This window comes from Gordonia sp. YC-XJ4, assembly GCF_059511865.1.
In genome coordinates, this window is the sequence record NZ_JCAMPF010000002.1 from 83,042 (window position 1) to 105,412 (window position 22,371).

Below are 22,371 nucleotides of genomic sequence, written 5' to 3' on the forward strand. Positions count from 1 at the left end.
ACGGTCGCACATACAGAGCGTGGGTACGTGCTCGTGAGACGGTCGCGCAGACTGGTATCCGGGCGTGTTCACTCACGCCGGGTAGGAAGCTGCCGGTCGTGCCGTCACGCGATGGTGTCGGGTTCCCCGAGGATTGCCTGTAGTTGTTCTGCGACAGCGTCGCTCAGGCCTGCGGCGTTGGCCCACGCCTCGTCGGTGGCGACGGTGACGCCGTCGGGGGCTCCTTCGGTGGTGACGGTGATTCCGGGCCAGAACTCGGTCATCGCAGTCAGCACGGCGGTGATCGTGCTGGCTGGCTGGTCTCCCCATCGCACGGTGAAGGCGTCTCCGTTCTCGTCGACGGCGTCCAGCCAGACCGGGCCGGGGTGACTGACGGTGGTGGGGAACGCGCGGAGCCCGTCGGCGGTGGCCCGGTATCCGCAGGCGCGGCAGTGCGCCGGTGACTGCGCGACGCCGCCGGCGTCCATCTCGATGGTGACGTTGGCGATGCTCGAGCATCCTGGGCACGCCAGGAGTCGTTCGGCGGCGACGCTGTCCGGCCACCAGGTGGGGCGGCGGAAGGTGATGGGGTTGGTCATCGACGCCTCCATGTTGGTTGTCGCTGTGCGTGTTCGACGGCCGGATGGCGCGGCGGGGCTGCAGGTGACGGCATGTCAGTCGTCGGCAGGGTCGGCGTAGGGATTGGTGAGTTCGTAGCTCCACCAGCGGCCGTAGGAATCGCCTGAGAGCCTCCGCAGGTGGTCGATCCAGGGGACGGTCGCGTACTCGAGGTGCTCGATGTAGTCGCAGGCGTCGACGATGGGGTCGCCGCTTTGGCTCAGAATCCGTGGTTCGGTGGGAAAGTAGCCGTCATCCCACTCGTCGATCCGGAAGTCGAGCGCATGGAAGTTCGCGACGATCCTGTCGGTGGTGTCTTCGTCGTCGCGTTCTTCGGCAGTCTGATTGAGGTATGTGGTGGCCGCTCCGACGAAGTAGTCCCACACCTCTCGCGCCATCTCGGTGAGGTCGTCGCCGGTCGTGGGGATCGAGGCGAGGAGGTCCTCGACGGCCTCCCGGAGCTGGCGGCGTGTCGGTGCGGCGGCCACCTCGACCCCGTCTGCGGTGAGGAGTGCGGCGCGGCCGTCGTCCAGGTCGGTGTAGTGCAGGTCCAACATTGGGTTCCTCCGGGTTGGTTGGTCGTGGTCGTATCCGTGACTGCAGGCGGCGCGGCCTTCGTCCGATCAGAGACCGCTTTCGTTGTGCAGCAGGCGGATTGCGATCGCGTCCGTCTGGCGGGCACCTCGATGTCGGTCGGGACCAGCCAATCACGCAGTAGGGACACAGTGCGGTACACGACCCTCCATGCACTTTGGTGGTCGACTCCCGGAACTGTGGCGGCACCAACCATCGTGTCCCGCCGTCGGTGTCGGCAGCCGATGACGCGCTCTGGTACTCGCGGTCAGCGTGGACAGCGCGCCCGGGCACAGGATCGTCGTGTGGTCCGACAGGCAGCTGCTTGCGGATTCCTTCACCGTCACTGATCGTCGGCCAGCCACACCGCAAGCCGATTGCTGAGGTCGCTGTCGGCGGGGATGGTTTCGTCGCGGTAGGTGCCCGCCGGTAGGTCCGTGACGTGAACGTACACAGCGCCAGACAGTTCCACGTCGACGGTCATCTGATTGTCAGAATCAGGCCAGTAGAAACGCAGCCCTCCTGTGTCGGTCGGGAATAGGGCGGTTGCGACGTTGTCGAGCGCCCTCATTGCGTCAATGACCTCGCTGGCACGGGCGAACACCCGCGCCGAGATGGGTTGGGCTGGCGCATCATCGAATGCCGCAGGATCGAGGGCGACCGGCGCAAACTGAGCCATGCGGGCGCGAGTGACCTGTGAGGCACTACCCGTCTCGCTTGTCAGCGTCGTCGCGGGGGCGGTGATGGAGTTCTTCTCAGAAGCCGGGCCGGTGGTCGATGTCATGACCGTGACGGTATTCGGAACCCGACGGCGGATGCGGCATTGAGCGAGTAATGCGGCTTCGTTCAGTAGGACTCGCCGTTGCGGCCGACTCGCAGATGCGGTCAGACGCGCACGAACCTCGTGTAGTACGCCGGTCGGTAGCGCAGCTGCTGCACGACCCCCTGACCGCCCACCGAGGCAGGGGGGTGCTTTGCGTGGGCGGCGCGTGCGGTGGCCGCGTCGGTGTACACGATCGCGCCGGTGATCTGGGCGTCGATGCCACTGACGAGCGGCTCGGAGGCCACCTGCACACCGTAGTATTCGCCAGCCACGGTAGGGAACTTGCAGTCGGCGGAAAGGTCGATCCCCCAAACCACTTCGTCGTACTTGGGGAATCGCGTGTTCGTGGTTGTTGACATGAAGTGAAGGTACCGAGCGGCGTTGGCGGAGTGCGGCAGCATCGCGCCCACACCCTCAGCGCGGTGGGCTGCTGCTCCGGTGGGGCGCGACAGTCGCCGCCGCCGCACGGACCGTGTCACCGCACTGGTGTGGCGCACCGGTATCTACCGGACAGGGGTGGATTTGGGGTTTCGCGTTGCTGACAACGATGTGGGGGTAGCACCCCTGCACCGACACTTGCCGTCGACTAGTCGGTCAGGGGGTTGGGCGCCGCAGGGTGAGCGTCCAGCCGTCGCGGAACGGGCCGCCGAGGTCGGTGAGGTCGTCGAGTTGGCTGTCGTTGAGGTGGTCGTCGGCGCTGAATCCGCCGACATAGGAGCCGGTTTCGGTGTGGGCGCTCACGGTGTGCGGGTACCAGCGGTCGCCGAGGGTGCCGTCGCAGACGATGTCGATGATGGTGATGTCGGCGACGGGGGCCTGGTCGTCACCGTCGTCGTCGAGTTCTGCGGTGATGGCCGCGAGGCATGCCGCCCACAGCTGGGCGGCGATCACTTCACGTTCGAGGTCGTCGGGTGCGGTGGCCGCGAGCATGGCGCGCAGGTGCGCGCGTAGCGCCCGCCGGTCCGAGGTGAGGATGACGTTGGCGTGGTCGCCCTCGGCGATCACGTATCGGGTGCCGTCGGGGTTGGCGGCGACGCGGAGGGCGTCGGCGGTGAGGTGGCGGGGACGGACGTGGCGGGCGATCTGCGCGAACACGGGGAGCCTTTCGCTGTGGCGGTGGTTGCGATGCTCTTAGCCTCGCAACCACCGTGGATCGGTTGCGGCAGTTCCGGTTCGGGTTCGTCAAGCGGTGCTGGCGGTGTGCGGGTGCGATTGCGGTGTTCGCTGGGATGTCGTGCGCGGAGCTGCGTGCTGGCGGCGTGACTGACTGGGCAGGGGCGCCGGCCGGACAGGTCTGAGTGCCGGCCTCACCCCGAGACCGCATGAAGGGTCGCGGGGTGTTGATCGGATTGCGTGTCAGTCGCTTTCGGTGATCGGGTCGATTCAGAGGCCGATCTGTTCAGGTGCCAGTTTCACGATGTCGGCGTGGTTGTAGTAGGCGATGGCGCCGTCGAATTCGATGACGCTGACTCCGAATTCGTCGGCGTACTCGACGGAACTGAACGGTTCGCCCGGATTCGAGGTGTGGGCGACGTGCTCGTACTGCTCGTACTGCTGGGTGCCGGCGGTCTGGTCGGCGGTGTGTGCGGTCATGGTGGCGTCCTTCTCTGCTGGGTGTGGTGGGTCGGCGATGATGCCTGGGTGGGCCGCCGCTTTCCGGTCTCGGTGGGGCGGCCCGGCCCGAGGGTTGGGGGCAGCGGGGTTCTACATTGCTGCCCACCCGTAGAACAGCCATCCCACCCGCTTGGCGCCCGGGGCCACGGAGTGCAGCACCACGTCGACCTCGGCGGTTGACTTCACCACCGTGGTGGTGTAGGTCACCAGGGCGTCGTCGCCGTCGATTTCTCGGCGGGCCTTCACCTTGTAGGTGACTTCGGAAGTTTCTGCGGCCGCGGCTGCTTTGGCGGCGGTTCGCGCCTCGTTTTTCGTCGGGTACCCGTCACGGTTCAGCGTCGACGTGTTGCGGTAGCCGGTGTTCTCGGTTCGTTCGACGTAGTAGCGGAGTTCTCCGGAGCCGGCGGCGACGTTCACCGTGGTCGCCTGCTCGGTTGTCCAGTCCCCCACTTCGGTGTCGGCGATCATCTCGTTCGTCTGCATGTGGGGGCGCACAGCGGCGAGTACCGCCGCCTGAACCTGGTCATATTCTTGGTAGCCCTTGCCGTCAACTGTGACGGTCACCGTGATCACCCGTTCCTGGACGGCAGCCGGTTCTGCGATCGGGATGGCTTCGCAGTTCTCCCACTTGTTCAGGTGGTCCATCCTCGAGTCGGTGGCGCCCACTGCAGCCTCCCGCGACACCGGCGTGATCACAGTGGGATGCGGTTGCACACCGCTGGTGGTGGAGATGGAGCCGTTGAAGCTGCCGTAGCCATGCTCTTGCCGGGCATGGGCCACCGCATCGGCGTATGCCTGCTCGAGAGATTCGGTGGAAGTCCAGAATGTGCGGAAAGCGCAGGCGCCCATGGTGTTCGCTCCTTGAGGGGGTGGTTCAGCGGATGCAACCAACGTACGAGCGAGCCCAGTAGTGTTGCGGCAGTGCGCCTCTTGCGGCGCCTCTTGCGCACCCGGCACCCCTCGACGCGCGAGCGCTGGTGTGCGGTCCCCGCCCCCACCGAGCGGCGACTGGTGAGGGCTGGGGTGGCGTATCCGAGATGCGGTCGACGAACACGCCGGGGTGGCCGGCGGACAGCGGAGGTCTATCGGTGTGCTGTGCCCGCATCCCCAGGGTCGGCGGGATCAGCGCCAGGGATGCCAGCGGGAGCGGTTGCGGCGGTGTGCGGGTCGGCGGGGACGACGCTGATCGCCGTGGCGGGCGCCCACACGGTGAGTGGTTCGCGGTGGGTGCGGTTGGCGGTGACCACTTCGATGTCGACGACAGCCACCCAGATCCCCGTACTGAATCGGGTCCATGCGCGCTGAACCCCGAGTTGATGTGGCTGATAGGTGAATCCGGCTGCCCGCACCCGCAGTGGCGCGCCCTCGCGGCCGGCGACCCTGGCTGCCCAGCCGAACAGGGCGGTCATGTCGACCGACACTGTGCGTGGCGGGTTGACCGGAAACCAGACGCCGGCGATCTCGAGGGCGGTTCGGGCCGGACCTGAGCTTCCCTCTCCTGCCCGGCCCGAACATACCACCCCATCGTATCGCACATTCGTTCGATATGAAGGAGGGTGGTCGGTGGCGCCGTCCGCCCGGCCGGCCTAGTCGCGCCATTCGGGGCCGTCGGGTACTACGGCGACGGGTTCGCCTGCCTGGTACCGATACCAGGCGACCTGGCGTTCGAGTCGTTCGGCCCGAATGCGGTTGGCGTCCATCGTCGCAACAACCTCCCGGCGGGCGGCGGCGTCGAGGTCGTCGAAGCGGCGGATCAGGCCGGTGACCAGCCGCTCGTTGACTTCGCGGAGATGTAATGCCTCACTGAGCAGCTTGTCCCAGTACCCGTTGCCGGTGGAGGCGGGGGCGACGGCGGAGGTGGAGCACGGTGACGCGGAGGCCATGGTGACCCCTTCCCGGGGTGGCGTGCACCCCTTGCGGGTGACCGGCTCGGCTGCCGGTCGACTAGTCGTTACGTCCCTGCTCTGCAGTCCACTATCGGCTGAGCGGATATGACCGTGCGGCACTCAACAGGCCCGGGAGCCGGGGGCGTGCAGCCACCCGCCGCGGCCCACCGGAGGAGACCCCTCAGAGTGCCGGCGGCGGAGTGTGGACAGCGCACCCGGCAGTTCGCTGCGCAGCCCACCCCCTCATGTGGGAGGTCAGCCGCGCGCGACTGGTCACGCGGGCGCGATGCACGCCGTGGGAACGTGGAGATACTTGCCGTCGTGGGAACGTGGAGATACTTGCCGTCGTGGGGGTACTTGGTGACGCGCTGGTCGACGTAGCGGCGGTCGGCGTCGGTGATCTCCACTCGCTGCTTGTTGCCTTGCGTTCCTCGCAGAACCCCGGTCACGCCCATCAGGTATCGCGGGGACAGATTCCCAACCAGGCGCACCCTGTATCCTGGTGCGAGGTCATCGATTTCGGCGTTCTTGAGTGCGGTTGCGCGACGCTCGACAGCCGTCCGGAGCTGTTGCAGTTGGCTGTCGTCGGCAGCGTCGATCACGGCGATCGCGTGGGAGAGTTCGCTGCTGATGCTCATGGTGAATCCTCACGGTGGATGTGTGTGCTGACCCTGACGAGGATGGCGAACGCTGTCTTCTCGCTGCGGCACAACCTGTTTGACCGTCCGATACCGGGACTGCTGCTGCCGCACGCCCAAGAGCGCATCCCTATCGTGAATGTGTCTCCCCCGGAAAGGAATACCGATGACTCTCGCGACCACCCCTTCCCCCGCCGTTGCCGTCCCGCAGTGGCAGGTGCGCGTGAGCTTGCAGCAGTGGATCAACGATTACGCGGTCGACGTCGAGCGGGTCGACGGACCCACGTCGTGGTTCATCACCGCCGAGGAAGCCGAGGAAGCCCTCGATAGCGGCGAAGCCCTCGACGAGGCCCTCGACCGGGATGACGCACGCGTCCCCGAGGCCGTCCGTGATCACAACGGCCCGTTCTACATCGAACTCGTATGCACCGGCTGCGCAACAGTCTTCGACTACCGCAAGGCCGGGCAAGGGGTGTTCGCCCGCCACCGCCTGTGCGCTCCCGACGCCCCGGACGCACCCGGACGGCAGCCACTGACGTGGCCGCACGCGTGGCGTACCGCGCTCGCGTCGGAGACGTTGCTGAACGCCGCGGAGCGCTCAGCCCGCACGAGTGAGCCGGTCGCGCTACCCGGCGACGCCGAACGGTACACGATTGAGCTCAGATTCGACGTGACCGCCGGCAGCACCGGCCACGCCCGTCGAATCGCCGACCTCCTCGCCGCCGCCGCTGGCGGCCGAGTGTCGGCAGTGTTCAACTCCGGCTGGGACGAGGTGTAGCACCGCCACCATGTGTTGGCGCCGCACAGCCTGCCCGGGCTGTGCGGCGTCTGACAGGCGGAAACTTCGTCACTACTGTGGGGCAATCGAATCCATCGGGGAGAGGACCACACCTGTGAGTTATGCGCGCTTCGGCCCGGACAGCGATGTGTACGTGCTATTCGATGTCAGCGGCCAGTGGGTGGTGTACATTGCCGACTCCCGCTTCGTCGCCGATCCCGACCATCCGGTCCCTCCGATGCCGTCGGCAGGTGACCCGGAGTTCGCCCCGAAGCTGCTGGCGCACTACGAAGCCCGCAATCGAGGCTCCCAGGTTGTGCTGGACTCCGAGCACGCCGGCGAGGAACACCGCTACCCCACCGCCGCGGAATGCGTGACCGCCTTGCGGGCATTCGCCGAGGCCGGGTTGCACGTCCCCGACTATGCGATCGACGCCGTCAGCCGCGACGCAGCACGCGCGTAAACCGCGTCGGCAGTAGCACCGGTGCGGCGCGGCGCCTGATGGGCAGGCCCGCCGGACGGTTCCGCCTGGCGGCGGTGAGCATTCGGTAGACGACGCCAGCAGGTTGGTCGTGCGACGGCTGCCCGCTGGCGCCGGCCAACGTGCGCGGAGGTCGCTCGGTGGCTGCACTCCGCCCGCGTCAGCGGAATTTTCTCTGCGAGGTCGTGGCGGATGTAGTCGAAGGGGGTAAAAATTTCCCCCTTCGAACTACATCCGGACGAACTGCTGCCACGCCCGATCGAGCAGCGCGCGACGGCACAGGCAAATCACGTAGGAATACTGTCGTCAGGCTGGCCGAGACCGCCCCACGTCTCGTCGCGATCAATCGGGCAGTGTCCTGCACATGGGTGCCGTGGTTGCACGAGGGCTGGGACAGGCTGGCCGGCGTGGGAGTGTGCGGCAGCGTATGTGTTCCCGACTGGTGACCACCCGAAGTAGCAGCACCAGCCGCCGATACGGCGCGCTCAGCCCCGTGGTTCCCATAGTTGGCGGTCCGGATCCCAACGATGCCCGCGGGCTGCGCCGTCCAGCACGGGTCGCAGGAACCGGTTTGCCGTCTCCAACGCCGACTCGAGGTTCGCCGCTTCGGCCGGCAGATTGGGGCCTTTGACCTTGTCGGCGTACCTGGTGTGCCAGGACTCGGAGGGGATAGTCAGCGGGTTCGGCACGGTCGCGTGTCGGCGGGCGGCCTCCGCAGAGATCCGTTCGCTGAGTTCGTCGCCGTCGACTGGGCAGGTTCGGGCGATGATGGCGAGGTCGGCGAGATCGTGAGCGCGCGATGACGGGCTGTCACCGTCGTGACCGTGCTTTTCGTACATCGCTCCGACTTTGTCGGCGACGTGGTCGGCGACGGGGTACACCTCGAGGGGCACCGAGCGCGCAACGTCGTCGATGTCGACCACTGGCTCAGGCGTCATGACTTCGGTGCTGCCAGGCAACAATCGATCGGTTGTCACGTCGAGACCGATTGTGGCGAAACGTGTCCCACCAATCTTGTAGGTCAGCGAATACTTCAAGCCGTCGGTGGTGCGGCGGACAACTTTCAGGGAGAACTCGCCTCGCTCGCCGGGCCGGCGGGCGGCGGCGGACTCGAGCGTGGCGTGAATGGTGTCGGCGGCGTCGCGGGCGGCAAGGTCGGCGTCTCCGGTGGTGCGGGCCTGGTCGGTGCGCATTTGTAGTGCTGTCCCACCGGTGACCACGAACCGGCCGGCGTGTAGGTCGCCGAGCCGGGCCAGGAACTGGTGCCTCGCGAACCGTTGGGCGATCGCCGCATGAGGTTCGCCGGTCCGCTGGGCGACTGCTCGGATTCGGGCGTTCAACGCCATCCGGAACGCGCTGTCGTCGCTGTAGGTGCGTCCCGCGTCGGCTAGTTCAGCACGCAATGCGTCGACCTCTCGGTGGGCGTCGCCGTATCGATTCTCGGCATGCAGCAGCGCTTTACGCAGGTCAGCTGAGCAGCGATGTGGGCCGCCCGGTTCGTTCGCGCTCTTGCACACCGCTTTACACTGCTGCCGGGCCGGTGCTGGCGTCGATCAGTGTTTCCAATGCGTCGCGGGTGGTCATGCCGCGTGTGTAGTCCCACCGTTGCAGGTAGGGGTCGAGAACGTCGCCGATCTCGTCGAGAGTCATCTGCCCGGTGAAGGCGATGTCGTCAATCACGGTGCCCAGGTGAGAGCCGTCGATCCCATCGGCCGCGAGATCACGAAGGATGCGGCTCGGTGTAGCGACCGGCATACCGTCGACGATCGTCCAGTCCCCCTCCAAGGCGGACGGTGATGCGGGCTCGAGGTGAACCCTGTCACCGACCACACCGTCCTCGCCGATCTGCCCGAGGAAGGTGGTGCGGTAGGCGGTGACTGTGCCGAGCTCTCGGACCATCGCCGCAGCCTCACCGGTCATGACAGCGACCGGTCGGCGGAGGCGCTCGGTCGGGTCACGGACCGGGTCCAGCATCAACCAGTCAGCCAACCAATCCTCGAACAGGTGCTTGTCCTCGCTGGTGAACGCCCACACCGTCGGCCGCACCGCCCAGAGCGTTCCATCATCGACCGCCGCAGCGATCATCGCAGCATCAACACCGGCCGCAGCGCACTGCTGGCCAGTGACGAGGTGGCCCTGCAAGCTCGCTAACCTGCGCAGCTCGCGCCACCGCAGCGAGATCGTCATGGTGCCTATCATATCGGCACATCACCAACCACAGCGGAACAGCCAACAGCAGACTGAACGGTGCCATTCCGGGGTTACCCAGCTCCACTCGCGGTGCGTCGAGACGCGGCCAGCCGCGGCGGCCACGAGCAACCAGTCCCCGACGCCAAAACCAGCATCAGGGCAAAGCACGAACTACTCGCGCACCACTCACACATTACGGAGCGATCCCCGCGCACGCGGGGAGCACATTGCGACCCGATTTGGCCCAGGCGGTTGTTACGAGCGATCCCCCGCGCAGACGGGGAGCACCCACCACCGTTCGATATGTGCGTTGTCGTTGGACGAGCGATCCCCGCGCAGGCGGGGAGCACCAGCCCGTCAGCAGTGCGACGATCGCCAGCACCGAGCGATCCCCGCGCAGGCGGGGAGCACATCCCCGGCGAGCCGAAACGCGGCTAATGTACGAGCGATCCCCGCGCAGGCGGGGGCACGTCCAAACATCATCCTGCTCTGCGGGCTGTACAGAGCGATCCCCGCGCACGCGGGGAACATTCGGGGCGGATCACGACTTCGTACATGCCGGACGAGCGATCCCGCGCACGCGGGGAGCACCATTCCCGCACCTGCTCGATCACGTTGCGGGCCGAGCGATCCCCGTGTACGCGGGGAGCCACACCGCGGCGAGGAGGCCTCGTTCTGCGCTTCGGAGCAATCCCCACGCAAACGGGGAGCACTCACCACTCACCACGCTCATGTTCGCCGTTCTCGAGCGATCCCCGCGCAGGCGGGGAGCACGGGTGGCTGCACCGCTCGTGACGGCGATGTTCGAGCGATCCCCGCGCACGCGGGGAGCACGCATCGCCAGCCGACCTGGCCGCCTGGGGAATCGAGCCATCCCCGCGTACACGCGCGGGGCACGACAAGGCATATCGAGGCGGCGGCTGCTGCAGCTGAGAGCGATCCCCGCCCACGCGGGGAGCACCTCCACCTGACCGTCGACGGCTGGGCATGCTCAGAGCGATCCCCGCGCACGCGGGGAGGACCACCACTGACCACGCTCATGTTCGCCGTTCTTGAGCGATCCCCGAGCACGCGGGGAGGACAGATCTTTTAGGCTGACGACGATGTCGCCCTTCGAGCGATCCCCGCGCAGGCGGGGAGGACAGATCTTTTAGGCTGACGACGATGTCGCCCTTCGAGCGATCCCCGCGCAGGCGGGGAGCGCAGGAATGGGCGGGTCAGCCCAGTAAGGTCCATCGAGCGATCCCCGCGCAGGCGGGGAGCACTGGCGATGCCTGTGTGCCAGTCCTGGTGGTAGCGAGCGATCCCCGCGCAGGAGGGCACACCCAACTCCCCGTCGCGGCCGGAAGTGCCGGCCGAGCGATCCCCGCTCGGGTGGGGAGCACATGGAGAGCACGGATGAGCGATGCGACGGTGACGAGCGATCCCCGCGCGCGCGGGGGGCACACCATCGCTTCCTGAGAACCGTTGTCGTTGACAGAGCGATCCCCGCGCACGCGGGGAGCACGCCAGCGCGATCGGATCCGCACCGCACCACACCGAACGATCCCCATGCACGCGGGGAGCACGGAACACGCCCCACACAGCTCCAGACGGGGGACGAGCGATCCCCGCGCACGCGGGGACACCCCGGTACGTGGGTCGCTCCGAGACATGGTGACCGAACGATCCCCGCGCAGGCGGGGAGCACCGACGGCGGATGGGCTGGGGCAGTTGGGTTCTCGAGCGATCCCGCGCACGCGGGGAGCGCGAGAGCCTCCCATGCCCGCGGGGTGACCGTTACGAGCGATCCCCGCGCACGCGGGGAACACATCGAACCGCTGCAGTAGGAGCCATCGCGTAACGAGCGATCCCCGCGTACACGCGCGGAGCACGACAAGGCATATCGGGGCGGCGGCTACTGCAGCTGAGAGCGATCCCCGCCCACGCGGGGAAGCACCTGCATGTCCTCGTTGATCACCGGCACGGCGGTCGAGCGATCCCCGCGCACACGGGGGCACGATACTGACCGTGACCACAGCTGGCAGCTCGACGAACGATCCCGCGCACGAGAGGGAGCACATCTCACATCCGCATCCCGATACGGGTCGTCATCGAGCGATCCCCGCGCACGCGGGGAGCACAAACGTCACCGGACATTCCGGGTCTCCTTCTCTGAGCGATCCCTGCGCACACGGGGAGCACGATCAGCTCCGAGCATCGTCGCCCGGCTTGGCCGAGTGATCCCCGCGCACGCGGAGGGCACCCCATCCAGGACAGTCCGGCGATACGACCGTCTGTCGAGCGATCCCCGCGCACGCGGAGAGCACAGGACCGGCCGGCCTCTGTCGGCATGTTGTTACCTAATCGCGATCGTTGTCAGCAATTGTGAGGATCACGCCGTTATGCTCTTTCACTGGGACGGTGTCTGATTTGTTGATGTCGCCCCTCCTTGTGGGGCATTGGCGTCGGTTAGCAGTTCATCGCGGACACGTGCTGACACGTCAGCAACGAGAATTCCGCCGCCGATGTCGACGCACCAACGTTGAAGCCAGCCGCGGGCCGCTGGCTTGTTCACGATGTGAATGATGGTGAGAGCCATAGCTGTTAGTCAGTGATGGCTTCGGACCAGTTGGTTCTGGCGGGTACAGATCCGTCCGGATCAATCAAAGAGTTTCAGGTCGTCGATGTAGCTGACGTCTGCGGTGCGGTAGTACCCGCGTGTACCCGCGCTCGGCCCACCCGAGGATCGGGGTGGAGGTGGGTGAGGTCTCTGTGGAGTTGTCAAGGAACGCAACCGAAACGGCTCTCAGGTAATCGGAGCTGCAGCCGCGGCAGCAAGCTAGTGCTAGCGCGCTAGTGAGGTTTCGTCAGGAGAAGCCCGCAGCCGTACGGTTTGCCTGGGCCGATCCCGTTGGCGACCGCTTCGGTGTAGGCGGCAATATCGGTGACTGTGGCGATTCCCTGCCACCGTAGGGTGTCGAGCCGGAAGGAGCCGCCGTGCTTTTGTTGGGTACGGGTTCGTTCGGTCTTTGTAGCCGACCGCAGTGTGACAGGCAGAGTTCCGGTGAGGGTGGGCGTGTGCGGGTCGCTGTTTGCGTGAAGGGTCAGTCCTGCAGCTTGGAGTCGCCGTACAGCCCAGTTATCTGCGTGATGGCCGCTGATATTGCGGCGGGTGGACCCGTGTTTTTTCGTGGGGGCGCCGCGTAGTTCGAACACGATACGGGTGTTGGCAGGTTCGATTGTGCGCACTGTGTCGACGGGTGCGGTCAGCAGGGCGTCGGTCCACACGTACGGGGTGCTGTTGCGGCGTTCCGCAATCACGGCTGCGGTGTCGGCGGCTGTGGCGGCGGCGCGTTTCCAGTCCGGGGGCCGGTGGGCTTGGGTGAGGATGATGATGTCGCCTGCGGGGCGGGGCCGTGACACGGCGAACAATATGCCCAGCGATTCCCGGTGGTTGGGGTGCCCGGTGTGGGTGCCGGTGAAAAAGTCGTGGGTTTCGGTGTAACCGGCCCATGCGGACATGATGTGTCGGTGTAGCCAGTGGACGTCGGCGAGCGCACCGCTGATGGCGGGGTGGGTGGGATCGAGTTGGAGGACGCTGCGGTAGAGGGTGGGGGTTCGGAGCGCGGTGGCATTTGATGAGGTCATGAGAAGAAGTCCGCCAAGTCGTTGTCGGAATGTTCGCTCTCGGTGTGGAGTTCGGTTCCTGCAGGGGCGGTGTCGCCGGCTGCTGCGGCCAGTGTGGCATGCAGGTCGGCTCGCCCGACGACATCGCGTGTGGCGTAGCTGACGGGTTGATCGGCGATGATCGTTGATCCCGGTGTCAGTGGCGGCACTTCCCACCACAGGTGCACGTCACCGTTGCTGCGTTCATGTAGAGGCCAGTCCTTGAGCGCGGCGCCAGGGTCGGTGTGGGCGTCGAGACCGAGGTAGAGCGGTTCTGAAGGCAAGTACGCGGCACGTCCCAAGAATGGTGTGCGGGCAGGATGTTGCAGGGCATGCCCGATTTGGGTGACCAGCAAGTCGTCGCCGCTGAGTGCGGCGGTGAAGACGGCGTCGGCGATGTACTGAACTGCTGTGAGAGACGAATTGTTCGGCGCGCCTACATAGTTACCGTCGTTGTCGCGGCTGATGTTGCGTGCTGGGGCGTAGGTCGCGGGAAAGCTGTGACTTGTCGGATCACTTTTCGCCGCGGCATTTCGCCATTTCGGGTTGGCCATGATTTCCTCTGGCAGCCACATCATGTGACCGCCTCCGGCGGTCTGGTAGTCGCTGTCGATGATCCCTGGCCGATCGGCACGCACCCCGAAGCGAAGGCCGGCCAGGTCCCGGATGTCGTCGGAGCGGTCCCGGCCGAGGATGTTGGCGATCAGCCCAATGACACCACGTTTGGTGGGGTGATCTTGAGTGGGGCGGACCTGCGATTCTCGGGGTAGATGGCCCCAGGACTGCATGGGTCCGGCCAGCCGGATCATGACGGTTGTCGTCATTGGATGGCCTGCACGAAGTCGTCCAGCGTCGTCACCGTGGTGATCCCGGCGGCGGCGACGAGGTCGTCGAGTGCGGGATCGACAACGAGCGCGGTGAGCTGATCGTCGGGACGAATCCCGCGGTGTCGTTGAGCGAGCGCGAGGAGATTACTGGTCGCATCGTTGAGGATCGTGTCACCCGCGACGGGCGTGACGAACGCGTTCGCCAACGACTGGGGGGACGAACCAGCCACAGCCAAAATGATGCTGGGCAAGGTATGGGAGTTCGTGGAGGTGTTCTTGGCGGCGGGTACTGATTCGGTGAATGCGCGCAGCCACGATTCCTCTGCAGCGGCGGCCAGGGTATCGGGATCTGCTGCGGCCGAAAGGTTGGTGCGGAGCAGCCGGCGGTCGATGGATGCTGCACGGTACAGGACGGGCGCGGTGAGGTCGGTGTCGCCGAGGTTGGATGACACAGGCTCGTCTGCTGGTGCCGCGTCATCGACTGCGGTGAAGAAGTCCGATTCGACGCTGGCGGCGTGGACGGAGAATGCGTGACCGACGTTGAGTGCCCCGTCGACGTTGGTGCCGGCGATCTCGGCCAGCATGCGTCCGGTCAATGCCAGGTCGATTGTTTTATCGACGTCGAGAGCTGCGCGCGCTGCGGCGATGACATGGTCGGGGACCACCTGTTTGGTGGCGGCTTCGCTGGTGGGGTCGTCGAGATCGGTGGAGTCGCCGATCGCGTCCCAGTGTGCGTTGATGGCTTGCGCTACCCGGGTGGGGAGTTCGTTGCTGGCGTATACGGCGACGGCGGTGTTGCCGTTCGGTTTGGCTTTGAGTCCGAGCGCGGAGAACACGGCTGCCGCCTTCGCCAGAGCAGTGTTGTGGTCTCGGTTGTGGTCGGCGGTGAGGGCGTCGGCGGTCAGGGCGGGGAAGCGGGTGGTGCGCAGCGCGTAGGCTGCGGCGCCGATCGCGTTGCGCCGCATGTGCAGAACCGTGGCACGTTTCCATGCTTGCGACGACACGCGGACACGGCGAACGTCGCCGAAGATGATCGACTTGGCGGAGTTGGTGTTGTCACGGTTGACCAGTGACGGCGGCAACGCTTGCAGGGCGTGCAGTGACAGGAATGGGGCGCGGGCGGCGGTGACGGTCATGAGTGGCTACTTCGCTTTCGTTCGGGAAGGTTGGGGCGCGGTCTTTTTCGGCGGGCTGGTGTAGAAGGCTTGGGACCACGCGAGCCGGGTGAGATTGCGTGTGGCCGGCTGCCGCCAGGCGCGGATGTCGGTCAGGAGTGTTTCCCAATGGGGTGGCGCCGATGCGGGTTTGAGGAGTTTCGTGGCGTGGCTGAGGGCGGCGAGGAGGTCACCGAAGGTGGTGGCGGTGACCACCGATGTCAGTATCCGTTCGACGGCCGGGTTGCGGGGCCCGTATCCCTGTCCGGACGATCCGAGCGTGCGTAGCGCATTCCCGATAGTGGTGCCTGGATAGCCGTACGTCACTCCTGATTTGCCGGCATGCCACACTGCGAACAGATGCCCAACGGCAGCCCGTGTCTCGTAGTCATCGAAGTCGAGGCCTTCGGTTGCCCGTGCGACGTCGACGAGTTGCTGTGGTGACACGCGCCCGGGTTCCCAGGTGCGCAGTCCGGTCAGTGCCCGGTCGCGGGAGTGGTGCATGGCGGCGAGCCGGGTGATGAACTGTTCGTCGGGGGTGCGTTCGGCGGTGGGGTTGGCTGCGGTCATGGTGTTCCTTTGTGGCTGCGGGCGGCGAGTTTCCCAGCCGCTGCCGGGTAGGTGGGAGTGAGGTCGGCAACAACACTCTGCGCGGCGCGTTGTCCGATCGCGGCAATCTGGGTGATCGCGTCGGCGACTGCGATGTCGCCAACGAGCGCCGCGCAGACGATGGGACGTGCACAGTCGGCGATGCCGGTGGTGGCGGTGGGGCGTCGTCTGTCGGACCATTCCTTCCCGAATCCCAGTGTTGCTGCGGCGGATCCGACCGCGGATCCTGCGGTTTTGAATGCGTCGACGACGGCCGCTGATAGTGCGGCCGCGTCGCTGCGGGCGATGGTGGGGATCGGAATGGTGTCGTCGACGTGTCCGTCGACTCGAGCTTGGAAGGAGGAGAGGCCGATGATTCGCAGGCAGCTGTCTGGGGGGACTGGTCTGCGCAGCGCGGCCTCCTCGATCACGCCGGGGGAGCCGGCGGCGTAGGCGTCGAGGAGTTGCCGCCACCCGGGTCGCTGGTAGGAGATTCCTCGCGCGGTCCACGGGCTGTCCCGTTTCGCCTGTTCGAATGTGGTGTAGGGCAGGTGCTCTGCAGTGAGTTTCGTGGTGCACCGGAGTCCGTCCGTGCACAAGTAGGTGTCGACCATGCCGTCGGGGTTGCGGTGGAGCAGCATGGCGCGCGCCGGCCAGGTCAGCATGTCGATGACGCCGTCGGCGGCGGCTTCTTGGAATGGGGAGGCCTCGTCTGGCCAGCTGAAATGGAATGTGCCCCGGACCTCGTGAATCCGGTTGGCGGTCAGGGTGTCGTGCAGTGTGGGTGCCTGCACCCACACGAACGGTGCTATGTTCGCGATCGCGGCCTTGGCCGAGGTGCTGCCGTACGCTGCTTTCGGGATTCCGGGCTGAATTCCGCCAGTGGAGAATTGCTGCCGCATCACCAAGCACCTGGCGGCCTGCGCCGGCGTCAGGGTCGTGCCAAACGCTTCACCCATCGCTGACTCCATCGAGTGGACCATGCTTTGCGGTGAACTGTTGGGGCGGACCAGTGTTGAGGCCGCAATCGCGGCGCCTTTCACTTCCCAGAGTTGGCTCATGTTCGGGTTCTGCCAAAACGGGCGGCGCTCATCGAACAGTTCGAACCGCTCCCGATGATCACCTACCCATTCTGCGGTTGGGCTGCCCGCTGCTGTGGCAGCTGCGTCAATCGCCATTAACAGCCGCATCAATGCAGCGTCGATGATGCTGTCGCCGGAGCAGACCCCGGCGATACGGTCTGCTGAAGCAAATACTTCACGCAGCCCCAGTTCTCGGTGACCGTCGACGGTGACGACCGGGATCCACGGGTCAGCGGTGAGGTTCATGCAAGAATCGTAAGGTAATGTGTGATGGGAACGCAAGTAGTTCAGATTCTTGCGCATGAACGCCGGAAAGGGGTGCCGTGTCGCCATCGGACGGACCGGCCGTGACCCTGCGTGACTACCAGCAGATCGCACTGGACCAACTACAGCAACTCTGGGACGACGGCCATACCCGCCAAACACTCGTCCTACCATGCGGTACGGGTAAAACGGTGGTCGCGGCAGCACTCATCACTTCCCGAACTCCCCCACTGACCGTCATGCTCGTCCCCACTGTGCACCTACTGTCACAGACCGTTGACCGACTCTCGGCCGGCGGGGTGCAAACCCGGTTCCTGGCGGTGTGTTCACCCGCACGGCTGTCAGCCGACGCCATACCGCCGACCCTCGAGTCTCTCGAGGGCGTCGACGATGACCGCTCCGAAGCGGAGATCGCGACAGCTGCCGGCGAGTCGGTAACCACACAACCGGAAACCATCGCTGCCGCCATCCGGTCCCCTGGCCCGATCGTCATTGTCGGCACCTACGCATCGTCACCGGCCATCGCTGAGGCCTTACACGCCACCAGGGCCGCTGATCTGCTGATCTGCGACGAGGCGCACCACACAGCGGGATTCATCACCAAGTCATGGGCTCGTCCCCTGCACAACACTCTGTTCCCCGCTACTCGGCGACTGTTCATGACCGCCACCACCCGGATTGTGCAGCCGCCCGCCGAGTTCGACGACACCGCAGACACCACCGAATACACGGTGGCGTCGATGGATGACGTCGACACCTATGGCCCGCAGGTGGCACCGATGAGTTTCCGGGCCGCGATCGAAGCCGGCTACCTCTCCGACTATCAGATCGCTGTCGTCGCCATCGCAGACCACGCCGCCGCCGACGCTGTCTCCGCCGCCCACGCCCGGGGCGACAACATTGATGCACTCGGCGCCGCCGCCCAGCTAGCCCTACTGCGCCACCTCGACAAACATCCCTCTCTTCGGTCGATCCTGGTGTTCCACAACACTATCGCCGACTCCTGGCAGTGGTGCCGGCAGATGCGGGCCGTCGCCAGCGGGACCAGCCGACAGCTCCGCATCGACCACGTCGACGGCGGAAGCGCCCAACCCCATCGCACTGCCGCGCTCAACGCTCTCGCCGATCCAGACCGGGTCAGCATCGTGTCGAACTGCAAGCTGTTCGCCGAAGGAGTCGACGTCCCCGCACTGGACGCCGTCATGTTCGCGGGGCCCCGCAGTTCCACCCCGGACATCGTGCAGATCGTGGGTCGCGCGATCCGCCCCCACCCCTCGGGGCCTTCTCACAAAGCACTCATCGTCATCCCGGTGATCGAACGGCCCGGCGACCACGCCTCCATCGACGTCAAAGTCGCCCGAACCTCCTTCCTGGCCGCGTGGCAGGTTCTGACGACCCTCGCCGAGGAGGACGACTACATCAACAACGCTTTACTGCAGTGGCGAAACACCATCGACACCAACGATGAACCCGACGAACGCGTACTCACTCGCGTGACCATCGACACCAGCCTCCTCGACAATGTGCGCGCCGAGGATTTCCGTTTGAAACTGGTCCGCCGCACCACAAGCCACTACATCCTCACCGCACAGAAGCTGCAGGTCTTCGCAAACAGCCCCGGCGGGCACTCCAACCCGCGACCGGCCTACCAATCGCCTGACGGCTACCCCCTCGGGCGCCGAGTTCGCGATGTGAAGGCTGCATATCGTGCCGGGCGGCTGCCCCCGCGGATCGTAGACCTCTATGAACGGATCGGCGGATTCACCTGGGCCAGTAGCCGAGTTCGCCCTACCCGCACCGCCGACGACTGGATCGCGTTGATCACGGCGCACACCGCCGCCACCGGCATCAAAACCGTCCACGAATGGGAACAGACACGCGACCCGGCCACCGGTCAGGACGCTCCGATCGGCAAATGGCTGCACACCAAGGCAACAAAGCCCTCAACCCTCACCGACGAACAACGAGAACGTCTATCCCAGGTCACCGTTATCCCCCGGCGGCGGCGCTGAGGCTGGACCTTGCCGCCAACGTCGCCTCTCGGCGTACAGTTCGCGGTCCAGTCTGACGAATCGTCGCGAGCCCGAAGTGCTACCCACCAGCCGGTAGATCGGGTGCTGCAGCATCTGTCCGCGCCGCTCCGACGGCGTGTGGAAGCCGCGTAGTCTCTGCCGGTGATGTGCTTCGCCGCAGCCGCGGTGACGGGAGGCAGTGGACTGTCTTCACTTCGGCGGCAGCGGAAATGCGGTTATTAGGCTGCCGTGCAGTAGATGACCGCCCATGTTCTTGGAGTAGATCCCGATGAACCCTCCGCACGCGACGATCGTTCCCCGCGCACATCAGCGAGACGCGCTCGACGCAGTCAGCGCCGCAGTCAGCGACGGGCAACGCCGCACCACGCTGTGTTTGGCGCCCGGCGCCGGGAAAACGCTCCTCGGTCGATGGATCGCCGACCGACTCAACAGCCGCACGACCCTGGTGGTGGTGCCGTCGTTGGCGCTGGTGGCGCAGACGATAGACGAATGGGCTGGTGCGGGGATTCCGTTTCGGTCGTTCATCACCTGCAGTGACCCGTCCACTGCGGAGGGGCGCGCGGAGATCTCCGGCGGTGGTGGCGCGGTCGACGCCGCAGCGTGGGACCGGCACAACACGCCGGTCAGTACTGACCCGGCCCGTCTCGCCACATGGCTCACCCATCCCACCGACGGCGCGCAGACCGTGGTGTTGTCGACCTACCATTCGCTGCCGGTGGTGGCGCAGGCGTGCGACATCGCGGGCAGCGGATTCGAAGTGATGATCGCCGACGAAGCCCACCATCTTGCCGGGAACGTCAGTGCAGCGTTCCGCACCGCTCTCGATGACACCGTGCTGCCGGTCGGGGTTCGGGTGTTCATGACCGCCACCCCCGTCTCACTGTCCGACGCCGACCTGGTGTCGATGGACGACCCGGATCTGTTCGGTCCGATCGTGTACCGGCTGGGGTTCGCTGAGGCGATCCGCCAGGATCTGCTCACCGATTTTCGGGTCATCGTCTACCAGGCGCCGGGGTCGGCGACCGTCCCCGATCCGGTTGGGGCGCTGATGGTCGCGGCGCCGGAGGGGCTGTCGCGGATCCTCACATTCCATGGGCGGGTCGCCAAGGCTCGGGCGTTCGCCCACGCCGTGGATGGCACACAGCTATCAGACGGCCGGACGGTCCGCGCGTACACGGTGTCAGCCGACGACGACGCAGCGACCCGCGCCCGCATCCTCGGCCACCTCACCTGCTGCTCGGACGGTGAGGTGGTGGTGGTGTCGTCGGCGCAGTGTTTGGCCGAAGGCGTCAACATTCCCGCTGTTGATGCGGTGTTGTTCGCCGACCCCAAGTCGTCGGAGGTGTCAGCGGTGCAGGCGGTGGGCCGCGCCTTGCGTAGGTCTCCCGGCAAGAACGTCGGGCTGGTCCTGCTGCCGGTGTGCGTGCCGGACAGTCTCGACGTGGATACCGCGCTGTCGGCGACACGGTATCGGCAGGTGTGGAAGACGTTGCGGGCGTTACGCACTCTTGACGACACCATCGTCTCCGATCTTCGCTCTGCGGCGGACGGTGTCCAGCGTGGGCGCCGCTGCTCCGCAGCTGAGGGCCGCGTCGAGTTTCGGGTGCCGCAGCCGGCCGAGCTCGCTCAACTCGCGGTGCGCGCAGTGGACTTCGGTTTCCGCGACTGGGAACAGTTCTTCGGGGAGCTGGTCGCGTTCGCCGACATCCGAGGGCATGCGAATCCGGGCCGCGGGTCACGTCTTGGTGAGTGGGCGGAACGTCAACGTAGCCTGCAGCGCACCGGGATGCTCGACCCCGCGAAGTACAGTAAGCTCAGTTCGTTGCCGGGCTGGGTGTGGGATCTGCGTAAGCACAAGTGGCGCCAGCAGCTACTCGAGGTTCGGTCAGCGACGTCATCTCCGCAGGACGTACACAACCCCGCCATCATGGAAATCGCACTGCACCAACCGTCTTCGCGGGAGGGGATCACCACTGTCGGCCACTGGCTGGCCGCGCAACGTATCGGCGTGCGCGCACGATCGCTGCAGGACTGGCAACACGAACTTCTCACGAACACCCCGGTCTGGCGGAAACAGGAGATCGCCGGCCGCGACGCTCAGGGGCTGGATTTGCTCGGCGAGTACGTGGCGTGGAAGAGGCACGCCAACCCGCCGCACGGGTGCGTCGAAGACGACTTCCCGCTCGGCAAGTGGGTCAACCAGGTCCGTCGCGCGAAAGTCACCGGGCGTCTACCGCTCCCGCTGTTGCATGAGCTTGAGGTGCTCACCCCACGGCACGGTTCCGGACGGTTCCAATGGTGCGCGACGAATGTGAAATGGATGCTGTCGCTGGAAGCGTTGCACCAGTTCGTTACCCGGGAAGGGCATTGTCGTATCCCGTACGAGCACCACGAGGAACTGAGTGACATCACTATTCCGCTCTACGTGTGGGCCCGTAACTGTCGCCACTTCCGTCGCGCCGGCACACTCGACGCCCATCGGGTGGCTCTGCTCGAGCAAGTCCCCGGCTGGGTGTGGGAGATCCCCGCGCCCGAGCATGTGCGCGCCGACATTCCCGCCGATCGTCACGGCACCCGCGCCGGCTATGCGGCCGGATGTAAATGCGAGGAGTGCTGCGCAGCCAACCTCGCCGATCACCGCCGCAGGACGCGCCTGGCCTCCGCCGGGCTGCCCACCACTGACCTCGTCGACGCCGACGCAGCCCGCCGCCATATCGGGCTGCTCCTCAACAACGGCGCGGCGATGAAGGGCATTGCGCGTGCAACACGGCTGAACGTGAAGACCCTCAACAACATCCATTCGGGCGACACCCGAAGGATACTTCCCGGCACCGAACGGATCATCCGCCGCACCACACCCGCTGCGGTCCGCGATCACGGACAGCCCGGCAGCCGAGTGGATGCCACCGCCACATGGCAGTTGCTCGACGACATGGTCGCGCGCGGCTGGCCGAAATCGTGGATTGCGCGGGAACTCGGTTTGGGCGGATCAATCCAGCTGAAGCGGACGACAGTCACCCAGGACAACGCCCGCAAGGTCGCAGATCTCGATCGTCGTCTTGGCCGGCGAACCCCACCGGCCAGAACAGCACGGACACCGCTGCCTCCCCTCGAGCAGATCCTCGCCGACCACGGCGCCGACGGCGGCCGTCACCGCCCGGAGCAAGTCGCGTGATCCCTCTGCCAGCACCTCGC

22 protein-coding genes are annotated in these 22,371 nt (G+C 66.2%); 4 read left to right on the forward strand and 18 right to left on the reverse strand.

What is annotated here, in order from left to right; all coding sequences use genetic code 11:
- Positions 1-104: 104 nt before the first annotated feature.
- The 10 genes from AC5ZH6_RS28150 to AC5ZH6_RS28195 all read right to left on the reverse strand — a co-directional run bounded on the left by AC5ZH6_RS28150 (position 105) and on the right by AC5ZH6_RS28195 (position 6,131).
- Positions 105-578 (reverse strand): hypothetical protein, encoded by a 474-nt coding sequence (locus tag AC5ZH6_RS28150; protein WP_496169591.1) that lies wholly within the window; start codon positions 576-578, stop codon positions 105-107.
- A gap of 75 nt (positions 579-653) precedes the next feature.
- Positions 654-1,154: a hypothetical protein gene (locus AC5ZH6_RS28155; RefSeq protein ID WP_496169592.1), complete on the reverse strand. Its 501-nt coding sequence runs from the start codon at positions 1,152-1,154 to the stop codon at positions 654-656.
- Positions 1,155-1,513: 359 nt separating this feature from the next.
- A complete protein-coding gene (locus tag AC5ZH6_RS28160; RefSeq protein ID WP_496169593.1) occupies positions 1,514-1,954 on the reverse strand; it encodes a hypothetical protein in 441 nt (146 codons plus the stop codon).
- 101 nt (positions 1,955-2,055) lie between these two features.
- Positions 2,056-2,352, reverse strand: coding sequence for a hypothetical protein (locus AC5ZH6_RS28165; protein ID WP_496169595.1), 297 nt, complete (start codon positions 2,350-2,352; stop codon positions 2,056-2,058).
- A gap of 235 nt (positions 2,353-2,587) precedes the next feature.
- Positions 2,588-3,088, reverse strand: a complete 501-nt coding sequence (locus tag AC5ZH6_RS28170) for a hypothetical protein (protein ID WP_496169597.1) — start codon at positions 3,086-3,088, stop codon at positions 2,588-2,590.
- Between the two features lie 288 nt (positions 3,089-3,376).
- Positions 3,377-3,586, reverse strand: a complete 210-nt coding sequence (locus tag AC5ZH6_RS28175; protein ID WP_496169598.1) for a hypothetical protein — start codon at positions 3,584-3,586, stop codon at positions 3,377-3,379.
- Between the two features lie 111 nt (positions 3,587-3,697).
- A complete protein-coding gene (locus AC5ZH6_RS28180; protein ID WP_496169599.1) occupies positions 3,698-4,456 on the reverse strand; it encodes a hypothetical protein in 759 nt (252 codons plus the stop codon).
- Positions 4,457-4,689: 233 nt separating this feature from the next.
- Complete coding sequence (locus AC5ZH6_RS28185; RefSeq protein ID WP_496169600.1) at positions 4,690-5,016, reverse strand: hypothetical protein; 327 nt, start codon at positions 5,014-5,016, stop codon at positions 4,690-4,692.
- A 177-nt stretch (positions 5,017-5,193) separates the two neighbouring features.
- On the reverse strand, positions 5,194-5,490 hold the full coding sequence (locus tag AC5ZH6_RS28190; protein ID WP_496169601.1) for a hypothetical protein: 297 nt from the start codon (positions 5,488-5,490) through the stop codon (positions 5,194-5,196).
- A gap of 68 nt (positions 5,491-5,558) precedes the next feature.
- Entirely contained in the window at positions 5,559-6,131 is a 573-nt protein-coding gene (locus tag AC5ZH6_RS28195; RefSeq protein WP_496169603.1) for a hypothetical protein, read from the reverse strand.
- Between the two features lie 166 nt (positions 6,132-6,297).
- On the opposite strand from AC5ZH6_RS28195, the gene AC5ZH6_RS28200 reads away from it, so the two are divergent.
- Positions 6,298-6,909, forward strand: a complete 612-nt coding sequence (locus AC5ZH6_RS28200; protein WP_496169604.1) for a hypothetical protein — start codon at positions 6,298-6,300, stop codon at positions 6,907-6,909.
- A gap of 115 nt (positions 6,910-7,024) precedes the next feature.
- Positions 7,025-7,372 (forward strand): hypothetical protein, encoded by a 348-nt coding sequence (locus AC5ZH6_RS28205; RefSeq protein WP_496169606.1) that lies wholly within the window; start codon positions 7,025-7,027, stop codon positions 7,370-7,372.
- Positions 7,373-7,875: 503 nt separating this feature from the next.
- Here the strand turns inward: AC5ZH6_RS28205 and AC5ZH6_RS28210 are convergent.
- The 8 genes from AC5ZH6_RS28210 to AC5ZH6_RS28245 form a co-directional block, all read right to left on the reverse strand.
- The gene (locus AC5ZH6_RS28210) at positions 7,876-8,907 is read right to left on the reverse strand and encodes a nucleotidyl transferase AbiEii/AbiGii toxin family protein (RefSeq protein ID WP_496169607.1); all 1,032 of its coding nucleotides are present in this window, start codon (positions 8,905-8,907) and stop codon (positions 7,876-7,878) included.
- A 4-nt stretch (positions 8,908-8,911) separates the two neighbouring features.
- Complete coding sequence (locus AC5ZH6_RS28215) at positions 8,912-9,577, reverse strand: hypothetical protein (protein WP_496169609.1); 666 nt, start codon at positions 9,575-9,577, stop codon at positions 8,912-8,914.
- Between the two features lie 2,395 nt (positions 9,578-11,972).
- Positions 11,973-12,161 carry a type I-E CRISPR-associated endoribonuclease Cas2 gene (locus tag AC5ZH6_RS28220; protein WP_496169610.1) on the reverse strand — a complete coding sequence of 63 codons (189 nt, stop codon included), beginning with the start codon at positions 12,159-12,161 and terminating at the stop codon, positions 11,973-11,975.
- Between the two features lie 254 nt (positions 12,162-12,415).
- On the reverse strand, positions 12,416-13,210 hold the full coding sequence (locus AC5ZH6_RS28225; RefSeq protein WP_496169612.1) for a type I-E CRISPR-associated protein Cas6/Cse3/CasE: 795 nt from the start codon (positions 13,208-13,210) through the stop codon (positions 12,416-12,418).
- Positions 13,207-14,052, reverse strand: a complete 846-nt coding sequence (gene cas5 / locus AC5ZH6_RS28230; protein WP_496169614.1) for a CRISPR-associated protein Cas5 — start codon at positions 14,050-14,052, stop codon at positions 13,207-13,209. The genes AC5ZH6_RS28225 and cas5 overlap by 4 nt, the downstream gene beginning before the upstream one ends.
- The gene (gene cas7e / locus AC5ZH6_RS28235) at positions 14,049-15,191 is read right to left on the reverse strand and encodes a type I-E CRISPR-associated protein Cas7/Cse4/CasC (RefSeq protein ID WP_496169616.1); all 1,143 of its coding nucleotides are present in this window, start codon (positions 15,189-15,191) and stop codon (positions 14,049-14,051) included. Before cas7e ends, cas5 begins: the two co-directional genes overlap by 4 nt.
- A gap of 6 nt (positions 15,192-15,197) precedes the next feature.
- Positions 15,198-15,779: a type I-E CRISPR-associated protein Cse2/CasB gene (gene casB, locus AC5ZH6_RS28240; RefSeq protein WP_496169617.1), complete on the reverse strand. Its 582-nt coding sequence runs from the start codon at positions 15,777-15,779 to the stop codon at positions 15,198-15,200.
- A complete protein-coding gene (locus AC5ZH6_RS28245; protein ID WP_496169673.1) occupies positions 15,776-17,317 on the reverse strand; it encodes a type I-E CRISPR-associated protein Cse1/CasA in 1,542 nt (513 codons plus the stop codon). The genes casB and AC5ZH6_RS28245 overlap by 4 nt, the downstream gene beginning before the upstream one ends.
- On the opposite strand from AC5ZH6_RS28245, the gene AC5ZH6_RS28250 reads away from it, so the two are divergent.
- Positions 17,227-19,155, forward strand: coding sequence for a DEAD/DEAH box helicase family protein (locus AC5ZH6_RS28250; protein WP_496169618.1), 1,929 nt, complete (start codon positions 17,227-17,229; stop codon positions 19,153-19,155). The two genes, AC5ZH6_RS28245 and AC5ZH6_RS28250, sit on opposite strands and share 91 nt — an antisense overlap.
- Positions 19,156-19,444: 289 nt before the next feature.
- The gene (locus tag AC5ZH6_RS28255; RefSeq protein ID WP_496169619.1) at positions 19,445-22,351 is read left to right on the forward strand and encodes a helicase associated domain-containing protein; all 2,907 of its coding nucleotides are present in this window, start codon (positions 19,445-19,447) and stop codon (positions 22,349-22,351) included.
- Positions 22,352-22,371: the final 20 nt, after the last annotated feature.

Excerpts from the sequence above, each read along its gene's own strand:
- AC5ZH6_RS28150 (WP_496169591.1), bottom strand. The coding sequence starts at position 578 with ATGACCAACCCCATCACCTTCCGCCGCCCCACCTGGTGGCCGGACAGC.
- AC5ZH6_RS28155 (WP_496169592.1), bottom strand. The coding sequence starts at position 1,154 with ATGTTGGACCTGCACTACACCGACCTGGACGACGGCCGCGCCGCACTC.
- AC5ZH6_RS28160 (WP_496169593.1), bottom strand. The coding sequence starts at position 1,954 with ATGACATCGACCACCGGCCCGGCTTCTGAGAAGAACTCCATCACCGCC.
- AC5ZH6_RS28165 (WP_496169595.1), bottom strand. The coding sequence starts at position 2,352 with ATGTCAACAACCACGAACACGCGATTCCCCAAGTACGACGAAGTGGTT.
- AC5ZH6_RS28175 (WP_496169598.1), bottom strand. The coding sequence starts at position 3,586 with ATGACCGCACACACCGCCGACCAGACCGCCGGCACCCAGCAGTACGAG.
- AC5ZH6_RS28180 (WP_496169599.1), bottom strand. The coding sequence starts at position 4,456 with ATGGGCGCCTGCGCTTTCCGCACATTCTGGACTTCCACCGAATCTCTC.
- AC5ZH6_RS28185 (WP_496169600.1), bottom strand. The coding sequence starts at position 5,016 with ATGACCGCCCTGTTCGGCTGGGCAGCCAGGGTCGCCGGCCGCGAGGGC.
- AC5ZH6_RS28190 (WP_496169601.1), bottom strand. The coding sequence starts at position 5,490 with ATGGCCTCCGCGTCACCGTGCTCCACCTCCGCCGTCGCCCCCGCCTCC.
- AC5ZH6_RS28195 (WP_496169603.1), bottom strand. The coding sequence starts at position 6,131 with ATGAGCATCAGCAGCGAACTCTCCCACGCGATCGCCGTGATCGACGCT.
- AC5ZH6_RS28200 (WP_496169604.1), top strand. The coding sequence starts at position 6,298 with ATGACTCTCGCGACCACCCCTTCCCCCGCCGTTGCCGTCCCGCAGTGG.
- AC5ZH6_RS28215 (WP_496169609.1), bottom strand. The coding sequence starts at position 9,577 with ATGACGATCTCGCTGCGGTGGCGCGAGCTGCGCAGGTTAGCGAGCTTG.
- AC5ZH6_RS28220 (WP_496169610.1), bottom strand. The coding sequence starts at position 12,161 with ATGGCTCTCACCATCATTCACATCGTGAACAAGCCAGCGGCCCGCGGC.
- AC5ZH6_RS28225 (WP_496169612.1), bottom strand. The coding sequence starts at position 13,210 with ATGACCTCATCAAATGCCACCGCGCTCCGAACCCCCACCCTCTACCGC.
- cas5 (WP_496169614.1), bottom strand. The coding sequence starts at position 14,052 with ATGACGACAACCGTCATGATCCGGCTGGCCGGACCCATGCAGTCCTGG.
- cas7e (WP_496169616.1), bottom strand. The coding sequence starts at position 15,191 with ATGACCGTCACCGCCGCCCGCGCCCCATTCCTGTCACTGCACGCCCTG.
- casB (WP_496169617.1), bottom strand. The coding sequence starts at position 15,779 with ATGACCGCAGCCAACCCCACCGCCGAACGCACCCCCGACGAACAGTTC.
- AC5ZH6_RS28245 (WP_496169673.1), bottom strand. The coding sequence starts at position 17,317 with ATGGTAGGACGAGTGTTTGGCGGGTATGGCCGTCGTCCCAGAGTTGCT.
- AC5ZH6_RS28255 (WP_496169619.1), top strand. The coding sequence starts at position 19,445 with ATGAACCCTCCGCACGCGACGATCGTTCCCCGCGCACATCAGCGAGAC.